The 25,024-nt window shown below is 62.6% G+C and carries 23 protein-coding genes; 8 read left to right on the forward strand and 15 right to left on the reverse strand.

Annotation, left to right across the window (positions count from 1 at the left end):
* Positions 1 to 8: 8 nt before the first annotated feature.
* Together BHD07_RS10215 and BHD07_RS10220 are read right to left on the reverse strand one after the other, a co-directional pair.
* The gene (locus BHD07_RS10215) at positions 9 to 1,775 is read right to left on the reverse strand and encodes a Rieske 2Fe-2S domain-containing protein (RefSeq protein WP_338279691.1); all 1,767 of its coding nucleotides are present in this window, start codon (positions 1,773 to 1,775) and stop codon (positions 9 to 11) included.
* A gap of 24 nt (positions 1,776 to 1,799) precedes the next feature.
* The gene (locus BHD07_RS10220; RefSeq protein ID WP_100673271.1) at positions 1,800 to 2,705 is read right to left on the reverse strand and encodes an aromatic ring-hydroxylating oxygenase subunit alpha; all 906 of its coding nucleotides are present in this window, start codon (positions 2,703 to 2,705) and stop codon (positions 1,800 to 1,802) included.
* 475 nt (positions 2,706 to 3,180) lie between these two features.
* Between BHD07_RS10220 and BHD07_RS10225 the strand changes: the two genes are divergently transcribed.
* The 5 genes from BHD07_RS10225 (at position 3,181) to BHD07_RS10245 (ending at position 8,689) form a co-directional block, all read left to right on the forward strand.
* Positions 3,181 to 3,951, forward strand: coding sequence for a GntR family transcriptional regulator (locus BHD07_RS10225; RefSeq protein ID WP_338279694.1), 771 nt, complete (start codon positions 3,181 to 3,183; stop codon positions 3,949 to 3,951).
* A gap of 54 nt (positions 3,952 to 4,005) precedes the next feature.
* Entirely contained in the window at positions 4,006 to 5,100 is a 1,095-nt protein-coding gene (locus BHD07_RS10230; RefSeq protein WP_338279696.1) for a BMP family ABC transporter substrate-binding protein, read from the forward strand.
* Positions 5,101 to 5,185: 85 nt separating this feature from the next.
* A complete protein-coding gene (locus tag BHD07_RS10235) occupies positions 5,186 to 6,721 on the forward strand; it encodes an ABC transporter ATP-binding protein (protein ID WP_338279698.1) in 1,536 nt (511 codons plus the stop codon).
* Positions 6,705 to 7,769, forward strand: a complete 1,065-nt coding sequence (locus tag BHD07_RS10240) for an ABC transporter permease (RefSeq protein ID WP_275598253.1) — start codon at positions 6,705 to 6,707, stop codon at positions 7,767 to 7,769. Before BHD07_RS10235 ends, BHD07_RS10240 begins: the two co-directional genes overlap by 17 nt.
* Positions 7,769 to 8,689 (forward strand): ABC transporter permease, encoded by a 921-nt coding sequence (locus tag BHD07_RS10245; RefSeq protein ID WP_338279701.1) that lies wholly within the window; start codon positions 7,769 to 7,771, stop codon positions 8,687 to 8,689. Before BHD07_RS10240 ends, BHD07_RS10245 begins: the two co-directional genes overlap by 1 nt.
* A 46-nt stretch (positions 8,690 to 8,735) precedes the next feature.
* On the opposite strand, the gene BHD07_RS10250 is transcribed toward BHD07_RS10245, so the two are convergent.
* Complete coding sequence (locus BHD07_RS10250) at positions 8,736 to 8,927, reverse strand: DUF6494 family protein (RefSeq protein WP_275598251.1); 192 nt, start codon at positions 8,925 to 8,927, stop codon at positions 8,736 to 8,738.
* 276 nt (positions 8,928 to 9,203) lie between these two features.
* On the opposite strand from BHD07_RS10250, the gene nuoH reads away from it, so the two are divergent.
* The 3 genes from nuoH to BHD07_RS10265 all read left to right on the forward strand — a co-directional run bounded on the left by nuoH (position 9,204) and on the right by BHD07_RS10265 (position 11,308).
* Positions 9,204 to 10,190: an NADH-quinone oxidoreductase subunit NuoH gene (gene nuoH / locus BHD07_RS10255; protein ID WP_338279703.1), complete on the forward strand. Its 987-nt coding sequence runs from the start codon at positions 9,204 to 9,206 to the stop codon at positions 10,188 to 10,190.
* A 68-nt stretch (positions 10,191 to 10,258) separates the two neighbouring features.
* Entirely contained in the window at positions 10,259 to 10,825 is a 567-nt protein-coding gene (locus BHD07_RS10260; RefSeq protein WP_338279705.1) for an NADH-quinone oxidoreductase subunit I, read from the forward strand.
* A gap of 42 nt (positions 10,826 to 10,867) precedes the next feature.
* Positions 10,868 to 11,308, forward strand: a complete 441-nt coding sequence (locus BHD07_RS10265; RefSeq protein ID WP_338279706.1) for a CBS domain-containing protein — start codon at positions 10,868 to 10,870, stop codon at positions 11,306 to 11,308.
* A 90-nt stretch (positions 11,309 to 11,398) separates the two neighbouring features.
* On the opposite strand, the gene nuoG is transcribed toward BHD07_RS10265, so the two are convergent.
* The 12 genes from nuoG to BHD07_RS10325 all read right to left on the reverse strand — a co-directional run bounded on the left by nuoG (position 11,399) and on the right by BHD07_RS10325 (position 25,020).
* Positions 11,399 to 13,960 carry an NADH-quinone oxidoreductase subunit NuoG gene (gene nuoG, locus BHD07_RS10270; RefSeq protein WP_338279708.1) on the reverse strand — a complete coding sequence of 854 codons (2,562 nt, stop codon included), beginning with the start codon at positions 13,958 to 13,960 and terminating at the stop codon, positions 11,399 to 11,401.
* A gap of 30 nt (positions 13,961 to 13,990) precedes the next feature.
* Entirely contained in the window at positions 13,991 to 15,256 is a 1,266-nt protein-coding gene (gene nuoF, locus BHD07_RS10275) for an NADH-quinone oxidoreductase subunit NuoF (protein WP_324764675.1), read from the reverse strand.
* A 3-nt stretch (positions 15,257 to 15,259) separates the two neighbouring features.
* Positions 15,260 to 15,769 carry an NADH-quinone oxidoreductase subunit NuoE gene (gene nuoE / locus BHD07_RS10280; RefSeq protein ID WP_338279714.1) on the reverse strand — a complete coding sequence of 170 codons (510 nt, stop codon included), beginning with the start codon at positions 15,767 to 15,769 and terminating at the stop codon, positions 15,260 to 15,262.
* 18 nt (positions 15,770 to 15,787) lie between these two features.
* Complete coding sequence (gene nuoD / locus BHD07_RS10285) at positions 15,788 to 17,002, reverse strand: NADH dehydrogenase (quinone) subunit D (protein ID WP_338279716.1); 1,215 nt, start codon at positions 17,000 to 17,002, stop codon at positions 15,788 to 15,790.
* Position 17,003: 1 nt separating this feature from the next.
* Positions 17,004 to 17,567, reverse strand: a complete 564-nt coding sequence (locus BHD07_RS10290; RefSeq protein ID WP_338279717.1) for an NADH-quinone oxidoreductase subunit C — start codon at positions 17,565 to 17,567, stop codon at positions 17,004 to 17,006.
* On the reverse strand, positions 17,564 to 18,067 hold the full coding sequence (locus tag BHD07_RS10295) for a NuoB/complex I 20 kDa subunit family protein (RefSeq protein ID WP_102763235.1): 504 nt from the start codon (positions 18,065 to 18,067) through the stop codon (positions 17,564 to 17,566). The genes BHD07_RS10290 and BHD07_RS10295 overlap by 4 nt, the downstream gene beginning before the upstream one ends.
* Positions 18,055 to 18,420 (reverse strand): NADH-quinone oxidoreductase subunit A, encoded by a 366-nt coding sequence (locus BHD07_RS10300; protein WP_338279720.1) that lies wholly within the window; start codon positions 18,418 to 18,420, stop codon positions 18,055 to 18,057. Before BHD07_RS10300 ends, BHD07_RS10295 begins: the two co-directional genes overlap by 13 nt.
* A gap of 215 nt (positions 18,421 to 18,635) precedes the next feature.
* On the reverse strand, positions 18,636 to 20,075 hold the full coding sequence (locus tag BHD07_RS10305) for an NADH-quinone oxidoreductase subunit N (RefSeq protein WP_338279723.1): 1,440 nt from the start codon (positions 20,073 to 20,075) through the stop codon (positions 18,636 to 18,638).
* Positions 20,072 to 21,547: an NADH-quinone oxidoreductase subunit M gene (locus BHD07_RS10310; protein WP_338279725.1), complete on the reverse strand. Its 1,476-nt coding sequence runs from the start codon at positions 21,545 to 21,547 to the stop codon at positions 20,072 to 20,074. Before BHD07_RS10310 ends, BHD07_RS10305 begins: the two co-directional genes overlap by 4 nt.
* Before the next feature lie 5 nt (positions 21,548 to 21,552).
* Positions 21,553 to 23,313, reverse strand: a complete 1,761-nt coding sequence (locus tag BHD07_RS10315; RefSeq protein WP_338279726.1) for a Na(+)/H(+) antiporter subunit D — start codon at positions 23,311 to 23,313, stop codon at positions 21,553 to 21,555.
* Complete coding sequence (locus BHD07_RS10320) at positions 23,306 to 23,560, reverse strand: hypothetical protein (protein WP_100673255.1); 255 nt, start codon at positions 23,558 to 23,560, stop codon at positions 23,306 to 23,308. Before BHD07_RS10320 ends, BHD07_RS10315 begins: the two co-directional genes overlap by 8 nt.
* Positions 23,557 to 25,020 carry a monovalent cation/H+ antiporter subunit D family protein gene (locus BHD07_RS10325; protein ID WP_338279729.1) on the reverse strand — a complete coding sequence of 488 codons (1,464 nt, stop codon included), beginning with the start codon at positions 25,018 to 25,020 and terminating at the stop codon, positions 23,557 to 23,559. The genes BHD07_RS10320 and BHD07_RS10325 overlap by 4 nt, the downstream gene beginning before the upstream one ends.
* Between the last annotated feature and the right edge of the window lie 4 nt (positions 25,021 to 25,024).

Consider the following 25,024-nt stretch of genomic DNA (forward strand, 5'->3'; position numbering starts at 1 on the left):
GGCAGCTCCTAGAGATCGAGGACGAGGCGCGCGGATTTGGCGCGCGACACGCAGGTCATGATCTTGGTGCCGGACCTGCGCTCGGCATCGTTGAGGTAGACGTCCTGGTGATCGGGCTCACCCTCGATCACGGTCGCAAGACAGGTGCCGCAGGCGCCCTGCTCGCAGGATGACGGCATGTCGATGCCGGCTTCGCGCATCACCTCCAGGATGGTCCTGCCGGCGGGGACCTTCAACGTCACGCAGGAGCGCGCAAGCGCCACCTCGAAGCTCGAACTGTCGTCGATCGTGTTAGTGTTCTTGAAATATTCGAAATGCACCGCCGTTTCCGGCCAGCCGCGATCCGCCGCGATCCGGCGCGCCGCCTCGAGCATTGGCCCCGGACCGCAGAGATAGAGGTGCATGCCGGGCCGATACCCGGAAAGAATGCCCTTGAGCTCGGCGGCAGTCGCGTCCGGACGGAGTCCGAGGTGAGGCTTCAGCGCCTCGCCGAGGAGAGCGGTCTTTTCCGGAAAGGCGAGCTGTTCCTGGTTCTGGGCGAAGTAGTGGAAGGCGAAGTCCAGGTTCTGGTTCTTAAGGGCCTGTGCCATGGCAATCAGCGGCGTGACGCCGATGCCGCCGGCGACGAAAATCGTCTTCTCGGCATCGCGGCGCAGCGGGAAATTGTTGCGCGGCTCCGAAATCGCCAGGACGTCGCCCTCGCGAAGCGTCTCGTGCATGCAGAGCGAGCCGCCCTTCGAATCCCGCTCCAGCTTGACGCCGATGACGTAGCTGTCGCTTTCGCCCGGGCCATTGGTGATCGAATATTGCCGGATGAGGCCATTCGGCAAGTGAACGTCGATATGGGCGCCGGGCTGGAAAGTCGGCAGCAGGCCCTTGACCGGGCGAAGCTCGAACGCCGCGATGCCCTCGGCAGCCATCCACTTCCGCGCGACCGTTACACGGACCGTCGCCTTGCGGCCGTGAGCGGTCAGTTCCGGCATCTCTGCAAGTTCCGGCGAGACGCGCTCGATCACCGGCTCGAGCGGCGCCGGCTGCGGTGCGGCGGCCGCCTCGCGCTCGACGATCTCACGCAGCTTCGAAAGCCGCTCGTTGTGATGGCGCAGAACGGGGATCCGTTTGGCGCCGCGCGGCGAGCCGTCGAGTACGCCGCGGATAACCGAACGGTTGGAGTCGACCGGCTGGACGAAGAAGACGGCCAGCGTCTCGGTGCCGTCTTCGCGGGCCGTGAGCGCCACCGAGAAGCCGTCGCTCGCCTTAAGCGACATATCTGCCGCTGTGCCTTCGAGGCAGCCGTTCGGCTGAAAGCGATAGCCCGTCAGCGCCGCCACCACGACATCGGCCGGCGCATTGACCGGAATGCCGCGAAGGGTGAGAAGATCGCCTTCGGCGAGGCCCGCAACGTCCGGCACGTCCCCTTGAGGCTCCTCCGCCGACCAGACGAGGCCATAGCGCTCGACGCCCGCAAAGGTACGGTTGGTAATGGTGCGGGCCGGCGCGTCGGCCGGATGTGCCGGAATATAGGTACAGCCGGCGGTGCGGTTGGAATACCGCCAGCCGTGATACTGACACTTCAACTCGCGTCCATCGTTGATGCCGATCGAGAGGCGGACGCCGCGGTGCAGGCATCGGTTCTCCCAGATATTGACGTAGCCGTCGTCGGCACGCCAGACGGCGAACTCGCGGCCGAGCAACTGGGCGTGGAAGACGTGGCGGAACGGCAGATCATAGGACGCGGCAACGGGATGCCATCTGGTCTTGGCGGTATCGAGCATCGTTCTCTCCAGAATTCTGAAACGTCAGGTGGCGGCCGGGATGACCCCGTAGGTCACGCCCTTCTGGCTGAGCCAACGGCGGTAGGCGATCGCCGACTTGTCGGCGCGGATCGGCGTCTCGGCCCGCGGGTCGAGCGGCAAACGCTTCGGAAACTGGTTCTCCAGGATCGGCTTGTCCTGGCCGAAAATCGTTTGCTGGAAGCGCTTGATCACCTTGTCTTCGTTCTCTTCGTCGAGGACACAGAGCATCATATGCGCGCGGACATGCTCCTGATCGACCGGCTGAAGGAAAACGGCAATGACGTCGAGGCGGCTCTCGTCGATGGGGCTGGATTTGTACAGCACCGAACAATAGGGATGCGGCACCCGATAGATATATTCGACATCGGCGCCCCCGGTCGAAGCGGTCGAGGCCATCGGTTGGAAGAAGCGACAGCGCGTGGCGACGATCTCGTCGCGCTCGACCGAAAGCTCGACGTCGTATTCCTTGACCTCTGTATGGGGTTCTGCTCCCAGAATATCGGTATGGACATAAGGAAAGTGGCCCATGTCGAGGAAATTCTCGATAGCGCGGGGTGCCGAAACATTGACTCCGATGGTGGCGGCATTGAGCCTGCGCCGATCGGCCTCCGCATATTCGGGAATGGGAAACAGCTCGGCGGGCGGCGTCCCCAGCGAGGTCCAGATATAGCCATAGGCAAGTTTGATCGGTAGACAGCCGCCGAGCGTACCGATATCGACCGGACTGCCGGCAGGGAGCTCCGGGCGCGAACGCCAGACGGCCGCCTTGCCTTCGCCATCCGAAACATAGCTGATGCGCTCCTCGAGCAGCACCGTGTCCTGAACCGTCCCCGCCGGCACCTCGTCCACCGCCGCCAGCGGGTGCCACAGATCGAGAACCACCTGGTCCTGGCATTTGGTCGGGCTCATGCGTTCATCTCCGTGAATGGCGTCTGGTCATGAAGCGGTTGGAAACCGTAACGGCTGTGGGAATTCACCGGCTCGCCGCTACCGCTGCGAACCACCTGCCGGCGATAGCCGCCCACGGCACTGGGTGGCGAGGTCAACAGCGATCAGGCGCGGGTGAAGGGGCGCGGCCGACGACGTCAGGTCCGCGGCGACATCGCAGTCACTAAGAAGAACTCGATCGCTACAAAGGGCAGTTCTGCTCATCGCATCCTCCCTGGCTAGCACTTCCCTATGAACCTAGCTCCGTGATGGACTCATTGGAACCACAAGATTGGATACCAATCAACAAAAAATTGCATGGCAAAATGCGTTTTTTGATTGACAGCTTGATTTGATTGAATACCGATATGGAATTCGTAACGCCGGATATGCGGCCGTGCAATGCTCCGGTGCGACCATCCCGCAGATTTTTCTGCGGGAGATGGAGAGACCTGTCATGAGCAGCCGTTCGCAGGCGATTGCCGACATCCTGACCCGGGCGATCATCGATCACCGGCTCGTACCCGGATGCAAGCTCGGTGAGCGCGAACTGGCCGAAATCTTCGAGGTCAGCCGCATCGTCATCCGCCAGGCGCTGATCAGGCTTGCCGACGACGGGCTGGCGCAGATCGAACGCAATCGCGGCGCCTTCGTCGCACGCCCGAGCATGCAAGAAGCGATGGAGATCTACGACGCGCTGACGCTCGTGGAACAGGGCGTCGCCGCCCAGCTCTGCGACCGCCTGGGGCCCGCCGGCTTCGCCGAGTTGCGCCAGCACGTCGAGCGGCAGCGCCAGGCCGTCGCTTCCGGCAACGACGCGCTTGCCGACGTTCTCGGCCAGGAGTTTCACACTCTCTTCGTCCGCCTCAGCCGTAACAAGGTCATGCAGGAAATTCACGCGCAGCTCGTGCGGCGCACCACGCTCCTGCGCTCGTTGATCTCCGCCGATTTCGACTATTGCAATCTGCTGGACGACCACCAGCGCGTGATCGACCTGCTCGAAAAGGGCCGGCTGAAGCCTGTCATGGAGTTGATCGACACCCATCACCGCAGCGTCGTGCGCGGCTATATCATGGATCGGCAGGTCTTTCCGGAGCTGACGCCGCGGGAGGCGCTTCAGCCCTATCTCGACGGCAAAGCCGATGAGGCGTCCAAGGCGGCGCCACGCAAGAAAGCGGGAGAAAGCGGGGGGGCCGGCGCGAGCCGCCACGTCCACGCCACGAAATAGATCCGGCGGCCACAAGCCGGAGAAACGACACGAACCGACAAAGGGGTTACTGCCATGTTCAACCTGACCAGACGACAATTCCTTCGATATTCCGGCGCGACCGGTGTGGCACTGGGAACCGGAAGCCTTGCCAGCTTCGCGAGCGCAGAGGAGCCGTTAAAGATCGGCGTCGTCTACGTCTCGCCGATCGCCGAGATCGGCTGGACCAAACAGCACAGCCTGGCCGTCGACGCGATCAGGAAGGAATTCGGCGACAAGGTCGCCATAACGGTCATTGACAACATCTTCATGCCCCAGGATGCCGAACGCGTGTTCCGCGAGCTCGCCGCCTCCGGAAATCAGCTGATTTTCGGGACCAGCTTCTCGCACGGCACGCCCATGCAGAAGGTGGCGCCGCGCTTCCCCAAGACGGCGTTCGAGCACTGTTCGGGCATCGTGCACCGCGCGAACCTCGGCACCTTCGAGGCCAAATATTACGAGGGCACCTTCGTCGCGGGCGCGGCCGGCGGGCATATGAGCAAGTCCGGCAAGATCGGCTTCATCGGCGGGTTTCCGATCCCCGACATTGTCGGGCCGGCGAACGCGCTTCTTCTCGGCGCGCAGAGCGTCAATCCGGAGGTCACCTGCAACGCCATCTTCCTCAACTCCTGGTTCGATCCGGGCAAGGAGAAGGAAGCAGCCAACACGCTCCTGTCGCAAGGTTGCGACGTGATCTGTTCGATGACGGATACGGCAACCGGCGTACAGGTGGCCGGTGAAGGCGGCGCCTGGTCGATCGGCTACGCCAGCGACATGGCCAAGTTCGGCTCCGGCAAGCAACTCACGGCCTTTACCCTCGACTGGTCAAGTGAGTATCTGCGCGCCGCAAGGGGCGTAGCGGAAGGCAGCTGGAAGGCTGAGGCGCGGTGGGACGGGCTTGCCGCCGGCGTCGTCAAGATGGCCCCCTATAACGAGGCGATCCCTGCCGACATCCAGGCCAAATTGAAGCAGCTCGAAGCCGATATCGCAGCGGGCAAGATCCATCCCTATGCCGGCGAGCTCAAGGACCAGGACGGCAACGTCAAGGTCGCTGCCGGGTCGGTTCTTTCGGATAGCGACATCCGAGGGATGAACTGGTTCGTCAGGGGGATGATCGGCAAGCTCAGCTGAGCCGCGTCCTGAAATCGGTGTGACCGCGGCGGAATCCGCGTCGCGGACACGTCGTCGCCAACGCACAACCACGGCAGGAGCGGCCATGATCCCCCGCCTCGAATTGCGCAGCATTACCAAGAGCTATCCCGGCACCGTCGCGAACGACGCCGTCTCGCTGTCGATCCTGCCGGGAGAGATACACGCCGTCCTCGGAGAGAACGGCGCCGGCAAATCGACGCTGATGAAGATCATCTATGGCGCAGCTCAAGCCGACTCGGGCGAAATCTATTGCGACGGCAGACGGATCGAAGCGCACAATCCCGCAATCTCGCGCTCGCTCGGGATCGAAATGGTCTACCAGCATTTCGCGCTCTTCGAATCGGTCTCGGTGGTCGAGAATATCGCCCTGGCGGTCAAAGGCACTTTCGATCTCGACCGGCTCGCGGCTGAGATCAAGGCCTTGTCGGCGCGCTACGGCATGCCCATCGATCCGCACCGCAGGGTGCACGATCTCTCCGTCGGCGAGCGGCAACGCGTGGAGATCGTACGTTGCCTGTTGCAGTCACCCAAGCTTCTGATCCTGGACGAACCGACCTCGGTGCTTACGCCGCAAGCCGTGGTGAAGCTCTTCGAAACGCTTCGCCAACTGGCAAGCGAAGGCTGCAGCATCGTCTATATCAGCCACAAGCTCGATGAAGTGCAGGAACTTTGCGACACCGCCACGGTGCTGCGAAACGGCAGGGTGACCGGCACGGCAAAACCCAAGGAATCGACGTCGCTGGAGCTCGCCCGGATGATGGTCGGCTCGCAGCTTCCGCAAATGCATGTGAGCCCTTCAGCCCCCAGCGCCAAGCCGCTGCTGGAAGTCCGCGGGCTATCCGCTCCCGCCCGGGACAAGTACGGCACCGAGCTGACGGATGTATCCCTCGAAGTGCATGGCGGCGAGATCGTCGGACTGGCCGGTGTGTCGGGCAACGGCCAGGCTGAGCTGATCGCGCTGTTGAGCGGCGAGCGGACCCATCCGCGTGCGGAGACGATCCTCATCGGCGGCAGACCGTCCGGCCATCTCAGCGCCGGCGAACGACGCAAGCTCGGCATGGCCTTCGTCCCGGAGGAACGCCTCGGCCGTGGCGCGGTGCCGCCCCACGCCCTGTGGGAGAACGCCGTGCTGACGGCCCACCGGGCTGGCCTCGTACGCAACGCCCTTGTCGACCGCAGGAGGGCCGGCGATTTCGCGAGGCGCGTTATCGAGCGCTTCAAGGTAAAGGCGAATGGACCGCAAGCGAGCGCGCAGAGCCTCTCCGGCGGCAACCTGCAGAAATTCATCGTCGGGCGCGAGCTCACCCTGGAACCGAAGATTCTTCTCGTGTCCCAGCCGACCTGGGGCGTGGATGTCGGTGCAGCCGCCTTCATCCGCCAGACGCTCGTCGATCTCAGCCGCGCCGGCGCAGCGGTGCTGGTCGTATCGGAAGAGCTCGATGAGCTGTTCGAGATCTGCGACCGGTTGCTGGTCATTTCCAACGGCCGCGTTTCGCCGCCACTGATCAGAAAGCAAACCAATCGCGAAGAGATCGGCCTCTTGATGACCCGGGTCGGACATTGCGAAACGAGGAGAACCGAAGTTGCCCTTGAGGATTGAACAAAGGCAGGAACCATCCGCGCAGATGCGGATCGCCGCTCCGGTGATCGCCACGGCGCTGACCTTCCTTGCGGGGTCCGTACTGTTTGCCGCCCTCGGCTATGATCCGCTGGCGACGCTGTACGCCTTCTTCGTCGCGCCCATCAATTCCATCAACGGCCTTTCGGAGTGGCTGCTCAAGGCCTCGCCTCTGATCCTGATCGCCTGCGGACTGGCCGTCGGATTCCGTGCCAACATCTGGAACATCGGCGCCGAGGGGCAACTCATTATCGGCGCTGTCGCAGCCTGTGGCGTGGGCCTCTTCTACCCCGATCCCGAGAGCCCGCTCCTCATTCCCCTGATGTTTCTCGCAGGCGCAGGCGCCGGCATGGCATGGGCCGCGATCCCGGCATTTCTCAGAGCCCGCATGAACACCAACGAGATCCTCGTCACGCTCATGCTGACCTATATCGCGACGCTGTTGCTGTCCTTTCTGGTCCACGGCCCGTGGCGCGATCCGGCCGGGTTCAACTATCCGCAAACGGCGCTCCTGCCGGCGGCGGCGATGTTCGAACCTTTCGATTATGCCTACCGGCTCAATCCGTCGATCTTCATCACGGTCGTGGCGGTCGTCATGATGTGGCTCTTCACCGATCGCAGCTTCCTCGGCTACAAGATGTCGGTGAGCGGCGCCGCCCCCCTAGCGGCACGCTATGCGGGCTTTCGCGAATCCTCCGCAGTCTGGACAGGGCTGCTTGCGGGCGGCGCGGCGGCAGGCATCGCCGGTATGGCGGAAGTGGCCGGTCCGCTCGGACAATTGTCGCCCCAGATCTCGCCCGGTTACGGCTTTGCCGCCATCATCGTCGCCTTCATCGGACGGCTGAACGCCTTCGGCATCGTGCTCGGGGGACTGCTGATGTCGCTCCTCTTCCTCGGCGGCGAGACCGTCCAGATGACCCTCGGCCTGCCGGCGGCGCTCACCCGCATCTTCCAGGGCATCCTCCTGTTCTTCCTGCTGGCCGCCGATTTCTTCATCTACTACCGTCTTCGCCTTCCGGAGCACGCCTGATGGATCTTTTCATTGCCATTTTCACCGGAACCATTATCGCGGCGACGCCACTGATATTCGCAGCTCTTGGCGAGCTCGTCGTCGAGAAGTCCGGCGTGCTCAACCTGGGCCTCGAGGGCATGATGCTGATGGGGGCGGCCTTCGCCTTCTGGGCGGTGATCGCCGGCCTGCCGATGCCCGTAGCCATCGCAGCCGGGGCACTCGCCGGTGCCGCCACCTCGCTTCTCTTCGGGGTGCTGGCGCTGACGTTCCTGACCAACCAATATGCTGCCGGCCTGGCGCTCGCCATATTCGGGTCGGGGGTTTCGGCCTTTCTCGGGCGCGGTTTCGGCAGCGCGCCGATCGATGCGCTGAAGCGCGTCCATATCCCCTTTCTCTCCGATATTCCGGTGATCGGGCCGATGTTCTTCCGCTTCGATCCGATGGTCTATCTGGCAATCGCGATGTTCGGCCTCATCACCTGGTTCCTTTACCGCACCAAGGGCGGCCTCATCTTGCGCACCATCGGAGAGTCGCCCGAAACGTCGCACGCGATCGGCTATCCCGTCATTAGGATCAGATATCTGGCGGTGCTGTTCGGTGGTCTGATGGCTGGCCTTGCCGGGGCATATCTCTCGATCGCCTACACGCCGCTCTGGGTGGAAAACATGACGGCCGGCAAAGGCTGGATCTCGCTGGCACTGGTCGTCTTTGCGACATGGCGGCCGCTGCGCGTCCTGATCGGCGCCTGGCTGTTCGGCGGCATGACGATCCTGCAGCTGCAGGGCCAGGCCCTCGGCATCGCGGTCCCTTCGGAGCTGCTCTCGGCGCTTCCCTATCTCGCGACTATCATAGTCCTCGTGATCATCTCGCAAAATCGCCAATTGCTGACGCTGCACTTCCCGGCGTCGCTGGCAAAGCCATTCCGGGCGGCGAGCTAGCGTTCAAGGCAAAGTGGCGGGGACGCCGGAGCTTCCCGTTCTCGCGTTATGGCAGTTCGATTTCACCCGCCACTACATGATTGAGGCCGGTGCCTTCCGCCGTCAGCGTCATGCGGACTTTCAACGTCTTGCCTGCGATCTGCCCCTTGCGCACCGTCTCCTCGATCTCTCGCTGCGAGGTGACTCCGACTTCCTTCAGGAACTTGCGGATCGACATATTGAAGGCATCTTCGCTCATTGCAGGACTCCTCTGTGTGTGGAAGTGATTGTAGGAGAATGGGAGTGAACAAGGAAGCAAGCGACCGCGCGGATGCTGTCGGCGCCGGTTCCTGCCGCCTCATTGCAAGTGGAGCGTGACGGCTGTACCGTGAGGCTGACAGGTGCGCAAAGCGCGCTGCTGCATGCTGCCTTAGGTACCTGGCCGAGCCAAGGATGATGTCATGCAGCGATCCAAGGTGCCACGTGCTTTGCGCGTCCGACAGCACGCGCGGGGCTGGGCAACGGACGCAAAGTCATGGAACTTATCGTCGCCCTCGGCGTGATCGTCTTCAAGGTCGCCTTGCTGATCGCGATCCTGCTGTTGCTGCCCCTGCCGCTGACATGGTTGGAACGCAAGATCGCCGGGCACATGCAGCAGAGGATGGGACCGATGCGCGTGGGCTGGCACGGATTGCTGCAGCCGGTCGCGGACGGAATCAAGCTCCTGACCAAAGAGGATCATATCCCGGCCGAAGCCGACCGCTTCCTGTTCAAACTGGCTCCGCTCCTGGCGCTTGCCCCGCCCTTCGTGGTGTTTGCCGCAATCCCCTTCGGCGAAACCGTTTCGGTCCTCGGCAACGAGATCACGCTCTACATTTCCAACCTGAACGTAGCGCTGCTTTTCGTCTTCGCGGTGATCGGGCTGGAGGTCTATGGCGTCATCTTCGGCGGCTGGGCGGCCAACAGCAAATATGCCGTGCTTGGTTCTCTGCGGACCTGCGCGCAAATGATCAGCTACGAAATTCCGATGGGTTTCGCGGTCATCGGCGTCGTCATGCTGGCGCAATCCATGAGCCTGCTCGACATCGTGCGGGCGCAAACCGACGTCTGGAATATCGTTTATCAGCCGATCGGATTTTTCGTGTTCTTCGTCGCAGGACTTGCAGAAGCGCAGCGAATTCCTTTCGACCTCGCGGAAGCCGAAGGCGATCTGGGAGCCGGCTTCCACACCGAATATAGCGGCATCCGCTTCGCCTTGTTCATGGTCAGCGAATATGTCGTGATGGTGCTGGTGTCGGTCCTCACCGTGATCCTGTTCTTCGGCGGGTGGAACGGCGTGCTCATCCCGCTGCCGCCGCTCCTCTGGTTTTTGCTGAAGGTTGCCTTCTTCGTCTATTTGTTCATGTGGTTCCGCTTCACCTTCCCCCGCTACCGTTATGACCAACTGATGGCGATCGGCTGGAAGGTCTTGCTTCCCCTGTCTTTGGCGAACATAATCATCAGCGGTGTTGTTTTCTCTTGATGCATGCCGCCCGGAAGCTTCGGGGACGGACATGCAAGACGACTCTCAGGAGCCGCAGCGAGGCGGCCATGTCGCACGCACTGAACAAAGCTGGAAGATGGATCGGCTGGGCCTTCTTCGCCGATCTGGCGAATGGTTTGGCTTTGACCTTCGGCTACATGTTCTCCAGACCCGTCACCATGCAATATCCGGACAAGGAGAAGTGGCTGCCCTATTCGCGTTATCGCGGGCACCATTTCCTCAAACGTGACGCCGAGGGAGAGATCAAATGCGTCGCCTGCGAGCTCTGCGCGCGGATCTGTCCTTGCGACTGCATCGAAGTGGTCCCCTACGAGGATGAAAAGGGCAACCGGCGCCCGGCCAAATTCGAGATCGACACGGCCCGCTGTCTCTTCTGTGGGCTCTGCGAGGACGCCTGCCCGGCGGATGCGATCGCTCTTGGCCAACAATATGAATTTTCGAGTTTCTCCTCGCGCGACTTGGTGATCGGCCGTGACGATCTGCTCGCCAAGCCGGGCAAGGCGATGACCGGCGGCGGTGTCGTCGCTGCGCGCCTGAACACCGAACGGGATGTTCTGGTCCAGGCCAGCGAGCGGCGCGGGTACAATTGGTGGCGGAATATTCGACGAAAGTGAAGGCGCGCCGGGGTCGCGTCGAAGCAGGGACTGGAGGCTCAGATGCACATCTGCCAAATCCTGGGAAGCAAGTCTCCCGAAATCGTCTCGGTCACGCCGGACCACACGATGGTCGAAGTATTGCGGCTGTTTCGCGAAAGGAATATCGGCTTCGTCGTCGTCGGCCGTTCGCCAGGAGAATGCCTGGGCACGCTCTCGGAGCGGGACTGCTGCCATGCCGTGGCCGAGTACGGCACCGAAGCACCGCTGATGCGGGTGGGAGAAATCATGAACCGCACTGTCGCGACCTGCTCGACGGAGGATTTCCTGCCCTTCGTGATGTCGATCATGACCGAGCGGCGCACGCGCCATGTGCTGGTCATGGACGGCAACGATGCCGTCGGCGTGGTCAGCATCGGCGACGTGGTCAAACACCGGCTCGAAGAGGCATTGCAAGCGGAGCGGGACATGCACGACTACATTTGCGGAGCCAACTATCGCTGACGAAAACGCCTGCCGCAGATTGCCTGAGTGGATCCGATCAACAGCAAGGCTGCAGCAAATACCAACTCTGCCCCGCAGATCCGGATGCAATCAGACCCGGTCTTCCTCCAGAGCGGATTCTGCGCGCCTCGCGCAGGCGCGAATCTCCACCGGACATGGATACTCTCCCCGCCGCATCAGACTGTTGAGCCGCAGGGCGCGGTAGTTTTCGGGAACGAACACGAGCCCGTCCGGAAAGCGCCTGCTGACCTTGAGCTTCGCCGTCAGCTCGCCCCGGGCGGACCGCACGAGCATCTGATCCCCGTCCGAAAGGCCGAGTCGCGCGGCATCCTGAGCGCTCATTTCGATAAACGGGTCGTCTGCAACCGAATTCAGGGTTTCCGAGCGCTCGGAAACATAGCCATTGTGGAACAGGCAGTTGCCGGTGATCAGCTGGAGCACGTCCGTCACCCCAGGAGCAGACGGAGGAGCGAAGAACCCGCTTGCCCATGGCTGCGGGGCTGACGTGGTGAAGGCACCGTCGGCACCAAGCCCTTCCCGCGTCAAGCCGTCATAGGCGGGAACCAACCGGGTCATCTCGTCGAAGATGGCGGTCTCGGTCGATGGCTGCAGCGGCTGCTCCCGAAGCGCTGCGATAAAGTCGAAGATCGCCAGATTGCTCCTGGCGTCAAAAGCCGGTTCGCGGAATTTTCGAAGCGCCTGGGTCCGGCCCTCATTGTTGGTGAAGGTGCCGGATTCTTCGCCGTAACCGGCTGCGGGCAGCACGACGTCGGCCAGTCCCGCCGTATCGGTCAGAAACGCGTCCTGCACGATCAGAAGATTGGCGGTACCGAGTGCGCGCTCGACGAACTCCCGGTCGGGATAGGATATCAGCGGGTCGCTTCCGACCACATAGAGGACGCCCATCCGCCCGTTTACGCAGAGTTCCAGCATCGCATCGAAATCGGCGCCCGGTTCGCGGGGGATCTCCGCGCCCCAGCTCCGTGCGAACTCCGTGCGCGTCGCCTCATCGGCGACAGGGCCAAGGCCCGGCAAAACTCCGGGCAGAACACCCATGTCCCAGGCACCCATCTGATTGGCACGATCGAAGAGAAACTGTAGCGAGGGTCCCTTGCCGAGCAGGCGCAGGAGTTGGAGAAGATTACCCAGCTGCTGCAGCGTCTCCCGTGCCAGCGGTGATCTCAGCAGATCGACGCTTACCAGGAGGGTGACGCTCCGACCTTCCTTGAGCGTTGAAACCAGACGGCCCAACGCGTCATTGGCGTCGGACCCGGTGATCGTCCCGCTGGTCATCGCAAGGATATCGCCCGGCAAGCCCTGATCGGTCACGGCCACGAGAGCAGCCACGACCGCGGCAAGGCTCCGAGCCTCGCCGCCGGGATGGGCGCGAAGGACCGCCGCCGCATCGGCATCGAGCCGCGATGGCCGCGCCGAAAGCATGAGCAAGCGGGTATGCTGCCGGCGCGCGGCATCGCGCAGGAGGTATTCGGTGACCGGGTTCTCCTCGGTCACGTTGCCGCCGATGATGAGCACGCAGTCCTTGCCGATCACCTGTTCGAGAGGGCCGCGGCTGTAAAAGCTTGCCACCAGCGGCGCCAGGATGTCGAGGGGCGTGGACCAACGCGACGAGCAGTCGACGTTATTGGTGCGGAACACCGTCCGCATCAGTTTCTGGAACTGGTAGAGCACCTCGTTCGGCAGACGCGGCGAGATGAGCCCGCCGGCGGTCATGCCCTCCATTACACCGATGCGCTGGCGGACAAAATCGCCCGCCTCCTCCCATGACACCGCCGTCAGCGCGCCGTCGCGGCGGATCATCGGCCGCTTGATGCGATCCCGGCTTTCGATGAAGTCGAGGCCGAAGCGGCCGCGCACGCAGAGCGTTTCGCGATTGACGCCATGTTCCCAGTCAGAGCGGACCCGCATGAACTCGCCTTTGCGCGCTCCGACGGTGAGCTGGCATCCGGTGCCGCAATGCGGGCAGATCGTGTCGGTCTCGGCGAGATCCCAGGGCCGTGCCCGGTAGCGATAGGGGAAACTCATCAGCGCGCCGACCGGGCAGACCTCGACGCAATTGCCGCACTGGTCGCAGCTCGCAAGACTCCCCTCGAAGCCGGTGACGGCGGTATCCATGCCCTTTTCCACCGTGCCTAGCGCCACCGCGCCCACGACCTCCTCGCACATTCGCACGCAGCGCTGGCACTGGATGCACCGGTTGACATTCATGATGATGACCGGGCTCAGACGGATGTCCTTCGAATGGAACACGCGTTTTGGGTCGCGGAACCGGCTTTCACCGGGCCCATACGCCATGACCATGTCCTGAAGTTCGCACTCGCCGCCCTTGTCGCAGATCGGGCAATCGAGCGGGTGATTGGCGAGCAGCATGTCGAGCATCGACGAGCGCGTTTCCTCGATCAGCGGCGTATTTGTCCGAACCACCATGCCGTCCGATGCCACGGTGGCGCAGGCCGGCTGCAGCCGCCGCAGTCCCTCGATCTCCACCAGACACATGCGGCACGAGGCGAGTGGCGGCAGGCGCTTCCAATAGCAGAAGGTGGGAATGTCGATGCCCAGACGCTCGGCGGCGGCGAGCACCGTGGAGCCAGTCTCGACCTCCAGCATTTGTTCGTCGATCGTGACCTTGACCATACTTCCTCCCGGATCGGCCGTGTGCCCGTTTCAGTGGAAAGGGCACCTCCGCTCTTCGATATGGGCGACGAACTCCTCGCGGAAATGCTTGAGCGCGGCCCGCAATCCCATGGCCGCACCGTCGCCCAGGGCACAAAACGTGTTGCCGAAAATACCCTTGCAGAGCATCTCCAACTGCTCCAGGTCGCCCGTTTCACCCTCGCCTGCCTCGATGCGCCGCAGAACTTTCACGACCCAGTCCAAACCTTCCCGGCATGGCGTGCACTTGCCGCAGGATTCATGGTGGAAGAACTCGATGATCCGCGTGGCGAGCTTGACCATGCAGGTCGAGTCGTCGATCACGACCACGCCTGCCGAGCCGAGCATCGAACCGGCGGCAGCTAGCGAGTCGAAATCCATGCCCACCTCGAGCTCGCTCGCCGGGATAACCGGTGCCGATACCCCACCGGGAATCACCGCCTTGACCTTTCGCCCCGGCAGGGGTCCGCCGGCGTGCTCCTCGACGAGTTCATGCAGCGATATGCCCATCGGCAGCTCGTAGAGGCCGGGTTTGCGAACCTGACCGCTGAGGCAGTAGAGCTTCGGGCCGGGGCTCCTGTCCGGCCCTATGCCGCGAAACCACCCCGGTCCGCGCATCACGATATGCGGCACGCAGGCAAGCGTCTCGACATTGTTGATGACGGTGGGACTGGCGTAGAGCCCGGCCACGGCAGGAAACGGCGGCTTCAGTCGCGGCTGCGCCCGCTTGCCCTCGAGTGACTCGAGCATTGCGGTCTCCTCGCCGCAGATATAGGCGCCGGCACCGCGATGGATGTAGACCATGAAATTGAAGTTCGAGCCGAGAATGCCGGTGCCCAGACAGCCGTTTTCATGGGCCTCGGCGATCGCCTGTTCCATGCGGCGAATAGCCGTCACATATTCTCCGCGAATGTAGACGTAAGCCGTCTCGGCACCGATTGCATAGGCGCTGACCGCCAGCCCCTCGATGAGCTGATGCGGGTCGCGCTCCATGATGATGCGGTCCTTGAAGGTGCCGGGTTCCCCTTCATCGGCGTTACAGCAGAGATATTTCGGCTTGCCGGCCGCTTTCGGCACGAAGCTCCACTTCATGCCCGTCGGGAACCCGGCACCCCCGCGGCCGCGCAGGTTGGATTCCTTGACGAGGTCGACGATCTCGTCCGGCGTATATTCGCCAAGCGCTTTCCGGAGCGCCCGATAGCCGCCGCCGGCCTCGTAGGTCGACAGCAGATGACCGTCCGGCACATCGACATTCCTAAGCAGGACCGGCTCGAACATGGCTTACTCCCCTGGCGCCGGCGCAGCAGCGCGCTCGATGTTCGCCGCCCGCTCCGCCGCGCGGAAGCTCTCCAGCAGCGCATCGAGCCGCGCGGTATCAAGGTTGCCGTGGTAATCGTCGCCGACCTGCATAACCGGAGCCATCTCGCAGGCCCCGAGACATTCGACGGTCGAAAGCGTGAACGCACCGTCGGGGGTGGTTTCGCCCTTCCTGATCCCCAGTGTCGTTTCCAGATGCTCCAGCAGCGCCTCGGATCCGCACAGCATGCAGGAGACATTGTCACAGAGTTGCAGGTGGAACCTGCCGATCGGCTCGGTATGGAAGAGCGTATAGAAGGTCGCCAGTTCATAGACCCAGACGCGTTCGACGCCGAGGATCTCGGCCACGTCTTCGAGCACCGGCCCGGGCAGATGACCATGCTCCTTCTGCGCGATCATGAGCGCGGGCATGATCGCCGACCGCCGTTCGGGGTATCGCGCCGCCGCCGCCTCGATCTCTTCGCGCATGGTCATCGCGTCCGATCCTCCCTGCTACTTGTCCACCTCCGCCATCACCGGGTCGAGACTGCCGAGCACGGCGATCATGTCGGCGAGGTAGCGTGCGTTGGTGACGCCGAAGAGCGCCTGAAGATTGACGAAGGAAGGCGCCCTCACCTTCATGCGGAACGGCTTCGGCGATCCGTCGCTGATGATGTAGAAGCCGAGTTCTCCTTTAGGCGCCTCGATGGCCGAATAGACCTCGCCTTTCGGTACGTCGAAGCCATAGGCGGAGAGATCGAAATGCTGGATCAGGGCCTCCATCGAGCAATGCACGCGCTCTTTGTCGACAGGGAAGGCGATCGTCGGGATATCGACCTGAAACGGCCCCTCCGGCATCTGCTCCATGCATTGTTCGATAAGGCGGATGCTCTCGCGCATCTCGTCCACGCGGCAAAGCCAGCGCGCATAGCAATCGCCCTCCTCGCGCGTGATGACGTTGAAATCGAGCCGATCATAGATTTCATAGGGTTCGTCGCGCCGGATATCCCAGTCGACGCCGGAGGCACGCAGGTTCGGCCCGCTCAAGCCGAGGTCGATCGCGTCCTTTGCGGAGATCACGCCTATCCCCTGCGTGCGGCTGAGAAACACCCGATTGTTCTCTATCAGGCGCTCATAGTCGCGGATCCTGTTCGGGAAGATCTCGCAGAACTCCCTGATCTTCGGAAGGAACCCGTCGGGCAGGTCCTCGCGTACTCCGCCGACGCGGCAGTAGGAGGTGTGCATGCGCGCACCGGTGATCATCTCCAATAGGTCCATGATCATTTCGCGCTCGCGCATGGCATAAAGCAGCGCCGTCATGGCGCCCAGGTCCATCGGCAGCGCGCCGGTGATCAGGAGATGGCCGGAAATCCGTGCGAGTTCGGCCATCATCACGCGGATATATTGCGCCCGGATCGGGGCCTCTATGCCGAGCAGCTTCTCCACGGCGAGCGCGAAAGCCAGGTTGTTCGAAGGCGGACAGAGATAGTCGAGCCGGTCGGTCAGCGGGAAGATCTGGGTATAGGTGAAGCTCTCCGCCAGTTTTTCGGTGCCGCGGTGCAGATAGCCGATATGCGGGTCGACGCGTTCGACATATTCGCCGTCGAGTTGGAGCACGAGTCGCAGAACCCCGTGGGTGCTCGGGTGTTGCGGCCCGAGATTGAGAAGCACCTCCTTGGTATTGAGCGCTTCGCCTTCCGGCCTCATGAGCTCGGTGACTTCGGTCATCTCAACTCTCCGGCGTCTGACGGCCTCCTTGCGGTATATCTCTGGTGGCGAGGTCCGGCTGCGTCGGCGGCGGCCCCTCGGCACCGAAGGGATTCAGTTTGTCCTTGTAGCCCCTCAAGGGAAAATCCTTGCGCTGCGGAAAGCCCTCGAAGCCTTCCCACATATAGATGCGGCGCAGATCGGGGTGCCCCTCGAAACGGATGCCGTACATGTCCCAGGCCTCGCGTTCATGCCAGTTGGCAGTTCGCCAGACTCCCGCAACAGAGGGAACACGCGGTGGATCGCCGAGCCGGCACTTGATGCGCACGCGCCATTTTTTCTTCAGCGAATAGAGGTGGTAAACCGTCTCGAAACGCGGCGTTTCGGGGTAGTGATCGACGCCGCATATGTCGGAGAGGAAATCGAACTCAAGCGCCGGGTGTTCTTTCAGGAATCGACAGAAGTCGACGATCTGCTCCGGTTGGACGGCAAAGGCGCAGATACCATGCGCGGCGCTGAGATTCTCGACTGCTCCCGCGAAGCTCCCGATGATCGCCTCGAGATCGACACGCCACTCCCCGGTCATGATGCTACAACCCGTCCCAGTGGCGACCCGGTGAGGGCGCGGGACCTCCTGATCTTCTCCTGAAGGAGGAGAAAGCCGTGCATCAGCGCCTCCGGCCTCGGCGGACAGCCCGGCACATGCACGTCGACGGGGACGAAGGTTTCCGATCCCTGCACCACGGCATAGGTGTTGTAGACCCCGCCCGAAATCGCGCAGGTCCCCATCGCAATCACCCAGCGCGGTTCCGGCATCTGGTCGTAAAGCCGCCGCACGACGGGCGCGAATTTCCGCGTGACCGTGCCGGCGATGATCATCACGTCGGATTGCCGCGGAGAAGGCCGGAACACCACGCCGAACCGGTCGAGGTCGTAGCGCGCGCAGCCGGCCGAGATCATTTCGATGGCGCAGCAGGCAATGCCGAAGGTTTCGGGCCACAAGGCCGACCTCCGGCTCCAACCGATGATGCTGTCGGCCGTGGTGAACAGTACGCTGTCGCGGATCGCGTCGTTTATTCCTGCCATTCCAGCGCCCCCTTCAGCCAGGCATAGGCGAAGCCCACAAGCAGCAGCAGCATGAAGACGAACATCTCGATATAGCCGACGATGCCGATCTCCTTCAGGACGACCGCCCAGGGAAAGAGGAACATCGCTTCGACATCGAAGACCACGAGGAGGATGGCGAGGATAAAGAAAGGAACCCGGAAGCGGCCGCCCGCGGCCTCGCCCGCCGCTTCCATACCGCATTCATAAGGGGCGTTCTTTTCGGGATAGGGATTGGACGGACGCAGCAGCGAGGAGACGAAAAGCGTCGCCGTCGCCACCAGGACTATCCCGGTAACCATGAACATAACCGGCAGGAACTCCATTGCCGTCATAGCGTTTACCGTTGGCCAATCAGCGGCTTTTCTCAGCCGCGATCGGTCCCTTCGGAACCGGGGATGCCGGCGCCCCGAGAGGCGGTCTGGGCAATCCTTTCCTCGAAGGCGAGTCTATGCCGTCGGGCGGATCAATGCAAATCCAATTGATTAGTAATGTATGATCTGAATTGGCCCGCCTGCAGCAATCGACGATACAGCAGCGAGAGCCCGCCTTACCCCCCGAAAGCCGACTGTTGAGCAAGCCTCAGGAACCACGCCGGAAACAGGCCGATGCCGATGGTGCCGGCGGCTGTGAAGGCGAGCGTGGCACGGACGAGCGGCGTCAGCGCAGGTTCGAACGTCCTTTCCGGCTCGCGCATGTAGATCACCATCACGATGCGGATATAGAAATACGCGGCGACGACGCTGAGCAGGACTGCGATCACCGCCAGCACGACGAAACCTCGCTCCACCAGCGCGACCAGCACGTAGAACTTGGCGAAGAAACCGGCCGTCGGCGGTATGCCGGCGAGCGAGAAGAGATAAAGGAGCATCAGAAGCGCGAGCCCGGGATGGAACTTGGCGAAACCTGCGTAGTCTTCGATGACCTCGCCGGATAAATCGCCGTTCCGCATCATGATCACGGCGCCGAAAATGCCGAGATTCATGAAAGTGTAGATAAGCAGATAGAGCATCACGCTGGCGATCCCGTCCTGGCCGCCGGCCACCACTCCGAAAATAGCAAAACCCGCATGGGCGATGCTGGAATAGGCGAGCAGGCGCTTGAAATTATCCTGCACCAGCGCCACGAAACTGCCGAGCGCCATCGTTGCCACCGCAATGGCTGCGACGATGATCCAGGCGTTCGAGACCTCGACAAGCGGATTGAGGAACACCCGGAGAATCACTGCGAACCCGGCCGCCTTGGGCGCGACCGACATGAAGGCAGTGATCGTCGTCGGCGCGCCTTCATAGACGTCCGGCACCCACATATGGAACGGCACGGCCCCGATCTTGAAGACGAGCCCCGCAACGATGAAAACGACCGCCAGCAGCAGGGCGGGATCGAGCGGACCGCCGCTCACCGCCTCAGCCATCCGGTCCAGTTGGGTCGTACCGGTGAGCCCGTAGATGAGCGAAACGCCATAAAGGAAAATCGCCGTCGAGACTGCGCCGAGGATTACATATTTCAACGCCGCCTCGTTCGACCGCCGCTCTTTGCGCAGGAAGCCTGTCAGCACATAGGTGCAGAGCACCATCAGCTCGAGACCCACATAGATCGACAGAAGGTCGATCGACGAGGCCATGATCATCATCCCCGCAAGGGCGAAGAGCAGCAGGACATAATATTCGCTCCTGCCGATCCCCTCGATCTCGGCGTATTTCCGCGACAGGAAAAAGGTCAGGATGGTCGCCAGATAAAACAACAACTTGAAAAAGACGGCGAAGCGGTCGGAAATGAACATGCCCGCATAGGCCGGCCGCATCTCGCCTGCCAGCATGAGCGTGGCCACCGCGGCGAGGAGCACGATCGCTACCGAGGCCCACAGGAGCAGTTCGTCCCGCCCCTTGCGCACAAGCTCTCCGACAATCAGAAGGATGCAGGCACCGGTGACCACGATGATTTCGGGGACGCTCGCCAGGGCCCATTGGAGAAGCGCGGCAGCAGTCATTGACCGCTCCCTTCACCGTGTACCTGCACCAGCAGATTTCGCACCGACTGATCAATGATCCCGAGGAACGGTCGCGGATAGAGCCCGACCCAGAGCACAAAGACGGCGAGCGGCAGAATGGCAGCCAGCTCGCGGCCGTTCACGTCGTCTATCTTGTACCTGGCACTCACACTCGCCGGACCAAGCGCCACTTTCCCGTACATGCCGAGCAGGTAGGCGGCACTCAGCAACGCACCCACTACGGCCGCGGCGCCCGCGGCGAGGTTTGCCGCAAACCCGCCTGACAGCACCAGCAGTTCGCCGACGAAAGCGTTCGTCCCCGGCAGCGCCATCGAAGACAGGGTGAAGAGCGCAAGAAAGGCGGTATAGACGGGCGCCGCCTTCATCAGCCCGCCGTAATTCGCGATGCTGCGGGTATGCGTGCGCTCGTAGATCAGGCCCACGAACAGGAACAATGCGCCAGTCGTTATCCCGTGGTTGAACATCTGCAGGATGCTGCCCTCGAGCCCGCGCAGATTCAGCGCGAAAATCCCGAGCGTCACAAATCCCATATGGCTGATGCTGGAATAGGCCACCAGCTTTTTCAGGTCGTCCTGAGCCAGGGCCAGCAAGCCGCCATAAACGATCGCAAGAGCCGAAAGCACGAGCATAAGCGTCGAATAATAGAGCGATGCTTCCGGCAGCATCGGCAGCGAGAAGCGCAGGAATCCATAAGCGCCCATCTTCAGGAGCACGCCCGCGAGAATAATGCTGCCCGCCGTCGGCGCCTGGACATGTGCGTCCGGCAGCCAGGTGTGCACCGGCACCATCGGCACCTTGACGGCGAAGGCCACCAGGAAGGCGAAGAACAGCCAGGACTGAACGCCGAAGGGGAGATCCTGCGCCGTCAGGACGAGTATGTTGAAGGTCTCGCCCCCTTGGAAATAGAGCACGATGACGCCGATCAGGAAGAGGATGCTGCCGGCCAGCGTGTAGAGGAAGAACTTGAACGCCGCATAGACCCGGCCTTCCCCGCCCCAGACGCCGATGATCAGATACATCGGAATCAGCATCGCCTCCCAGAAGACGTAGAACAGGAACAGGTCGAGCGCGCAGAAGACACCGAGCATCAGCGCCTGCATGATCAGCAGGCTGACCATGAACTCCTTCACCTTTCGGTCGACCGCCACCCAGGAAGCGAGCACGGAGATCAAGCTCAACAGCGCCGTCAGGAACAGGAAGAGCGCGCTAATGCCGTCGACGCCGAGCGCATAAGTGATCCCGAGCGCGGGCACCCAGGGACGGCTCTCGGTGAACTGCATTTCGTGCGTCGTCGTGTCGAAACCGGCCAGCATCATGATGCAGAGAGCGAGATCGACAATCCCGAAACCGAGCGCCGTCCACCGCACCGCATCGTCGCTGCGCATGAACACCACCACCGCCGCCCCGACGACGGGCAGGAAGACGATGAGGCTCAGCAGCGGGATCGACATCGTGCCTACCTCCACACCACCGCAAAGACGAGGATGGCCGCGATCAGACCGGCGATCATCGCCAGCACGTAATGGGTGACGACGCCGCTCTGCCAACGTCGCAATACGCTGCCGCCGTCAAGGATCCATCGGGCGAAACCATTCACGACGCCGTCCACGCCATTGAGATCGAGCCGCACCCCCGTGCGCGCCGAGCCGTGCAGGAAGGGCAGTACCGCAGTCTCCGACACGTCGCTGACCGTTTTCTCATACCGCGCCAACGGTCTTTCTGCGAACCACATGAAGGCGCGGGCGCCCTTGCGATAGAACCAGTCGGTGTCGAGGCTGATCGTGTTCTCGGGATCGAGCGCCCGAAGGAAGATTACGAAGCCCAAAGCCGTGAACATCAGGATCCCGAGGCTCTCGGTCACGTGGACGCCAGTATAGGGCTCGAAATCGACAGGATAGGGCAGAAGCGCATAGAGCGGGCCGGGGAATACGCCGATGGCAATGCAGAGCGCTGCCGCCATGCCCATCGCGACCAGCATGTTGCCGGGCGGCTCCCGTGCCTGCAGCCCCCGGTCGGTACCGAAAAACATGTAATAGGGGAGCTTGAGCCCGGTGTGCAGGAATGTCCCGGACGACGCCATCGTCAGCGCCAGCATCACCAGCGCGCGGTGATCCTGCCCTGCTGCGGCTATCACCATCGATTTGCTGACAAAACCCGAGAAGAACGGAAATGCCGAGATCGCAAAGGCGCCGATCATATAGAGCGCTACCGTCAGCGGCATTGCCTTGTAGAGCCCGCCAAGCTCGGTGAGCTTGCGCCGGCCGGTGACGTAGATCACCGCCCCGGCACCCATGAATAAAAGCCCCTTGTAAAGGATGTGCGCGAAGGAGTGACTGGTGGCCCCGTTCACCGCCAGCTCGGTGCCAATGCCGATGCCCGCGACCATGTAGCCCACCTGACTGACGATATGATAGGCAAGAAGGCGGCGGCAGTCGTTTTCCAGCACAGCATAAATGACGCCGTAGAGCGCCATCACCGTGCCGAGCCAGACCAGCAGTTCGATACCCGGAAACGCCCGCGCCAGCACGTAGACGGCGGTCTTGGTCGTGAAGGCGCTCATGAACACCGCGCCGGTGACGGTCGCCTCCGGGTACGCATCGGTCAGCCAGGCATTGAGCGGCGGCACCGCCGCGTTGAGCAGGAAGCCGGCAAGAATGAGGTAGGTACCCGCGTCCAAAGCGCCCTCGACCGGACCGAAGAGCAGCGAGCCTGGGGCTGCCCCATGGAGCAGAATTCCACCGAGCAGGATGACGCCGCCTGTGACGTGGACCATGAGATACCGAAAGGCAGCGCGGATCGCCTGTCGCCCTCCTTGAGCGAAGACCAGATAAGCCGACGCGAATGCCATGCCCTCCCAGAACAGATAGAGGGTCAGATAGTCGCCTGCGAACACCACCCCGAGCGCGCTGCCGACATAGACGAAGGCGGCTACATGCTGGCCGGCGTCGGAAAGGTGCAATGCATAGACCGTCCCGATCAGCGCCATGATGGTGAAGACGGTAGCGAAGACGGTGCTGAGCTGGTCGACCTTTGCAATCAGAATTTCCTGGCCGAGGAACTGCGTCTCGCCATAACTGCCGGGCTCTATCGCCAGGACGACGACGACCGCCAGTACCGGGATCAGCACGAGATAGGCTTTACGCACCGGTCCCGTGAAGAACGGGATCGGTAGAGCGCCCAGAATGAAGATGAGGGCCGGATGGACGAAATTAGTCATAATAGTCCTCGCGCCGCATCAGCCCGGCCCGGTGGCCGAGAAACTTGGAAACGAAGATGAGCAGCACGCAGGAGCCGAAACCGTACGCCGCCGACCAGCCCGGCAGGCGCTCCCACAGGTATTCGGCGTGATCGCGGCGAACCAGGAAGTCGGCGACGACGATCAGGACGAGCACCAGATAGAACAGCCGCCGGCGCAGCCTCGCATATTGCGCGTCACCAAAGAAAACGACGACAGGCTTGATCATCGGATCACTCCGTCCGCGAGGGTGAGGAAATAGTAGGGGAAGATGCCCATCAGCACCGACAGGATCGCGGTCGCGACCAGCGGGATCGTGACCAGCGGGATTTCGCGAACCGGCGCCCGGCTCTCCTTGGTCTCCGACTCGAAAAAGGCGGTGTAGCTGACCGGCAGAAAATAGGCGGCGTTGAGGACCGAACTTGCGAGCAGCACGGCGAGGAACGCAATCTGCCCGGCCTCTACCGAGCCCTCCGCCAGATACCACTTGCTGACGAAACCTGCCGTCGGCGGGATCCCGATCATGCTCAGCGACGCGACGAAGAATGCCCCCATCGTCCAGGGAAGCCTGCGGCCGATGCCGGCCATGTCGCTGATATTGCGTTTTCCGGACGCACAATAGATCGATCCCGCGCAGAAAAAGAGCGTGATCTTGGAGAATGCATGCGCGGCGATGTGGATGATGCCGCCGACCATCGCCAGCGGCGATAGCAGTACCGCGCCCAAGACGATGTAGGAGAGCTGGCTGACGGTCGAATAGGCGAGCCTCGCCTTCAGGTCGTCCCGCGTCAGCGCGTAGACCGACGCCATCAGGATGGTGAACGAGACCAGATAGGCCGTGGCGATGCCGAGGCCCAGTTCCCCGACCATGCTGACACCAAAGACATGAAAGATCACCCGCAGCACGCAGAAGACGCCCATCTTGACGACCGCCACGGCATGCAGAAGCGCGCTGACCGGCGTCGGCGCCACCATTGCGGCGGGCAGCCAGGCATGCATCGGCATTACGGCCGCCTTGGCGAAGCCGAAAAGATAGCAGAAATAGACGACCGCGAGCAGCGTCGCCGAGGCATTGGCGCCGGCCAGCAGCCCGCCCGCCACGAAGTCGAGCGACCCGGCGATGTGGTAGGTCAGCGCCAAGGCAGCGAGAAGCACGCTCTTCGAAGCGCCCATCAGATAGACGAGATACTTGCGGCTGCCCCGCCATCCGTCTTCGTCCTCGTGGTGGTAGACGAGCGGATAGGTGACGAGGCTCAGCACCTCGTAGAAGACAACCAACGTGAACAGATTCGCGGCGAAGGCGCCGCCCACCGCAGCCGCGAGGCTGGTGGCGAAGCATGCGAAAAAGCGGGTCTGCGCATGCTCGTGCAAGTGACGCATGTAGCCGATGGAATAGACCGCGGCCACGATCCACAGAAGCGACGAGACCGTGGCGAACACCATGCCGAGCGCATCGGCGCGGAACGCGAAGTCGATCCCCGGCAGGATCTCGAACAGGCGCAGTTCGACGGTGCCGCCGGCCAGCACCGTGGGCGCCATGGAGACGACGATCGCAAACATGGCGACCGCCGCGACCGGCGATACCGCGTCGCGGAGTTTCTCGCGCTTGTTGAGAAAGAGGATGGCGAGGGCCGCCAGTCCGGCGACGGCGACGGCGAGCAGCGGCCGGGTCGATATCACCGGGTCCAAGCCG

The sequence above is a fragment of the Sinorhizobium sp. KGO-5 genome, assembly GCF_036245905.1.
Taxonomy (GTDB): domain Bacteria; phylum Pseudomonadota; class Alphaproteobacteria; order Rhizobiales; family Rhizobiaceae; genus Sinorhizobium; species Sinorhizobium meliloti_A.

Bases quoted from the DNA above. Each gene is read 5' to 3' on its own strand.
- BHD07_RS10225 (WP_338279694.1), top strand. From the start codon at position 3,181: ATGAGCAGCCGTTCGCAGGCGATTGCCGACATCCTGACCCGGGCGATC.
- BHD07_RS10245 (WP_338279701.1), top strand. From the start codon at position 7,769: ATGGATCTTTTCATTGCCATTTTCACCGGAACCATTATCGCGGCGACG.
- BHD07_RS10315 (WP_338279726.1), bottom strand. From the start codon at position 23,313: ATGACTAATTTCGTCCATCCGGCCCTCATCTTCATTCTGGGCGCTCTA.
- BHD07_RS10295 (WP_102763235.1), bottom strand. From the start codon at position 18,067: ATGGCAGGAATAAACGACGCGATCCGCGACAGCGTACTGTTCACCACG.
- nuoF (WP_324764675.1), bottom strand. From the start codon at position 15,256: ATGTTCGAGCCGGTCCTGCTTAGGAATGTCGATGTGCCGGACGGTCAT.
- BHD07_RS10305 (WP_338279723.1), bottom strand. From the start codon at position 20,075: ATGACTGCTGCCGCGCTTCTCCAATGGGCCCTGGCGAGCGTCCCCGAA.
- nuoE (WP_338279714.1), bottom strand. From the start codon at position 15,769: ATGACCATGCGCGAAGAGATCGAGGCGGCGGCGGCGCGATACCCCGAA.
- BHD07_RS10235 (WP_338279698.1), top strand. From the start codon at position 5,186: ATGATCCCCCGCCTCGAATTGCGCAGCATTACCAAGAGCTATCCCGGC.
- BHD07_RS10260 (WP_338279705.1), top strand. From the start codon at position 10,259: ATGTCGCACGCACTGAACAAAGCTGGAAGATGGATCGGCTGGGCCTTC.
- BHD07_RS10265 (WP_338279706.1), top strand. From the start codon at position 10,868: ATGCACATCTGCCAAATCCTGGGAAGCAAGTCTCCCGAAATCGTCTCG.
- BHD07_RS10320 (WP_100673255.1), bottom strand. From the start codon at position 23,560: ATGATCAAGCCTGTCGTCGTTTTCTTTGGTGACGCGCAATATGCGAGG.
- BHD07_RS10300 (WP_338279720.1), bottom strand. From the start codon at position 18,420: ATGACGGCAATGGAGTTCCTGCCGGTTATGTTCATGGTTACCGGGATA.
- BHD07_RS10230 (WP_338279696.1), top strand. From the start codon at position 4,006: ATGTTCAACCTGACCAGACGACAATTCCTTCGATATTCCGGCGCGACC.
- BHD07_RS10290 (WP_338279717.1), bottom strand. From the start codon at position 17,567: ATGACCGGGGAGTGGCGTGTCGATCTCGAGGCGATCATCGGGAGCTTC.
- nuoD (WP_338279716.1), bottom strand. From the start codon at position 17,002: ATGACCGAAGTCACCGAGCTCATGAGGCCGGAAGGCGAAGCGCTCAAT.
- nuoH (WP_338279703.1), top strand. From the start codon at position 9,204: ATGGAACTTATCGTCGCCCTCGGCGTGATCGTCTTCAAGGTCGCCTTG.
- BHD07_RS10215 (WP_338279691.1), bottom strand. From the start codon at position 1,775: ATGCTCGATACCGCCAAGACCAGATGGCATCCCGTTGCCGCGTCCTAT.
- BHD07_RS10220 (WP_100673271.1), bottom strand. From the start codon at position 2,705: ATGAGCCCGACCAAATGCCAGGACCAGGTGGTTCTCGATCTGTGGCAC.
- BHD07_RS10310 (WP_338279725.1), bottom strand. From the start codon at position 21,547: ATGTCGATCCCGCTGCTGAGCCTCATCGTCTTCCTGCCCGTCGTCGGG.
- nuoG (WP_338279708.1), bottom strand. From the start codon at position 13,960: ATGGTCAAGGTCACGATCGACGAACAAATGCTGGAGGTCGAGACTGGC.
- BHD07_RS10250 (WP_275598251.1), bottom strand. From the start codon at position 8,927: ATGAGCGAAGATGCCTTCAATATGTCGATCCGCAAGTTCCTGAAGGAA.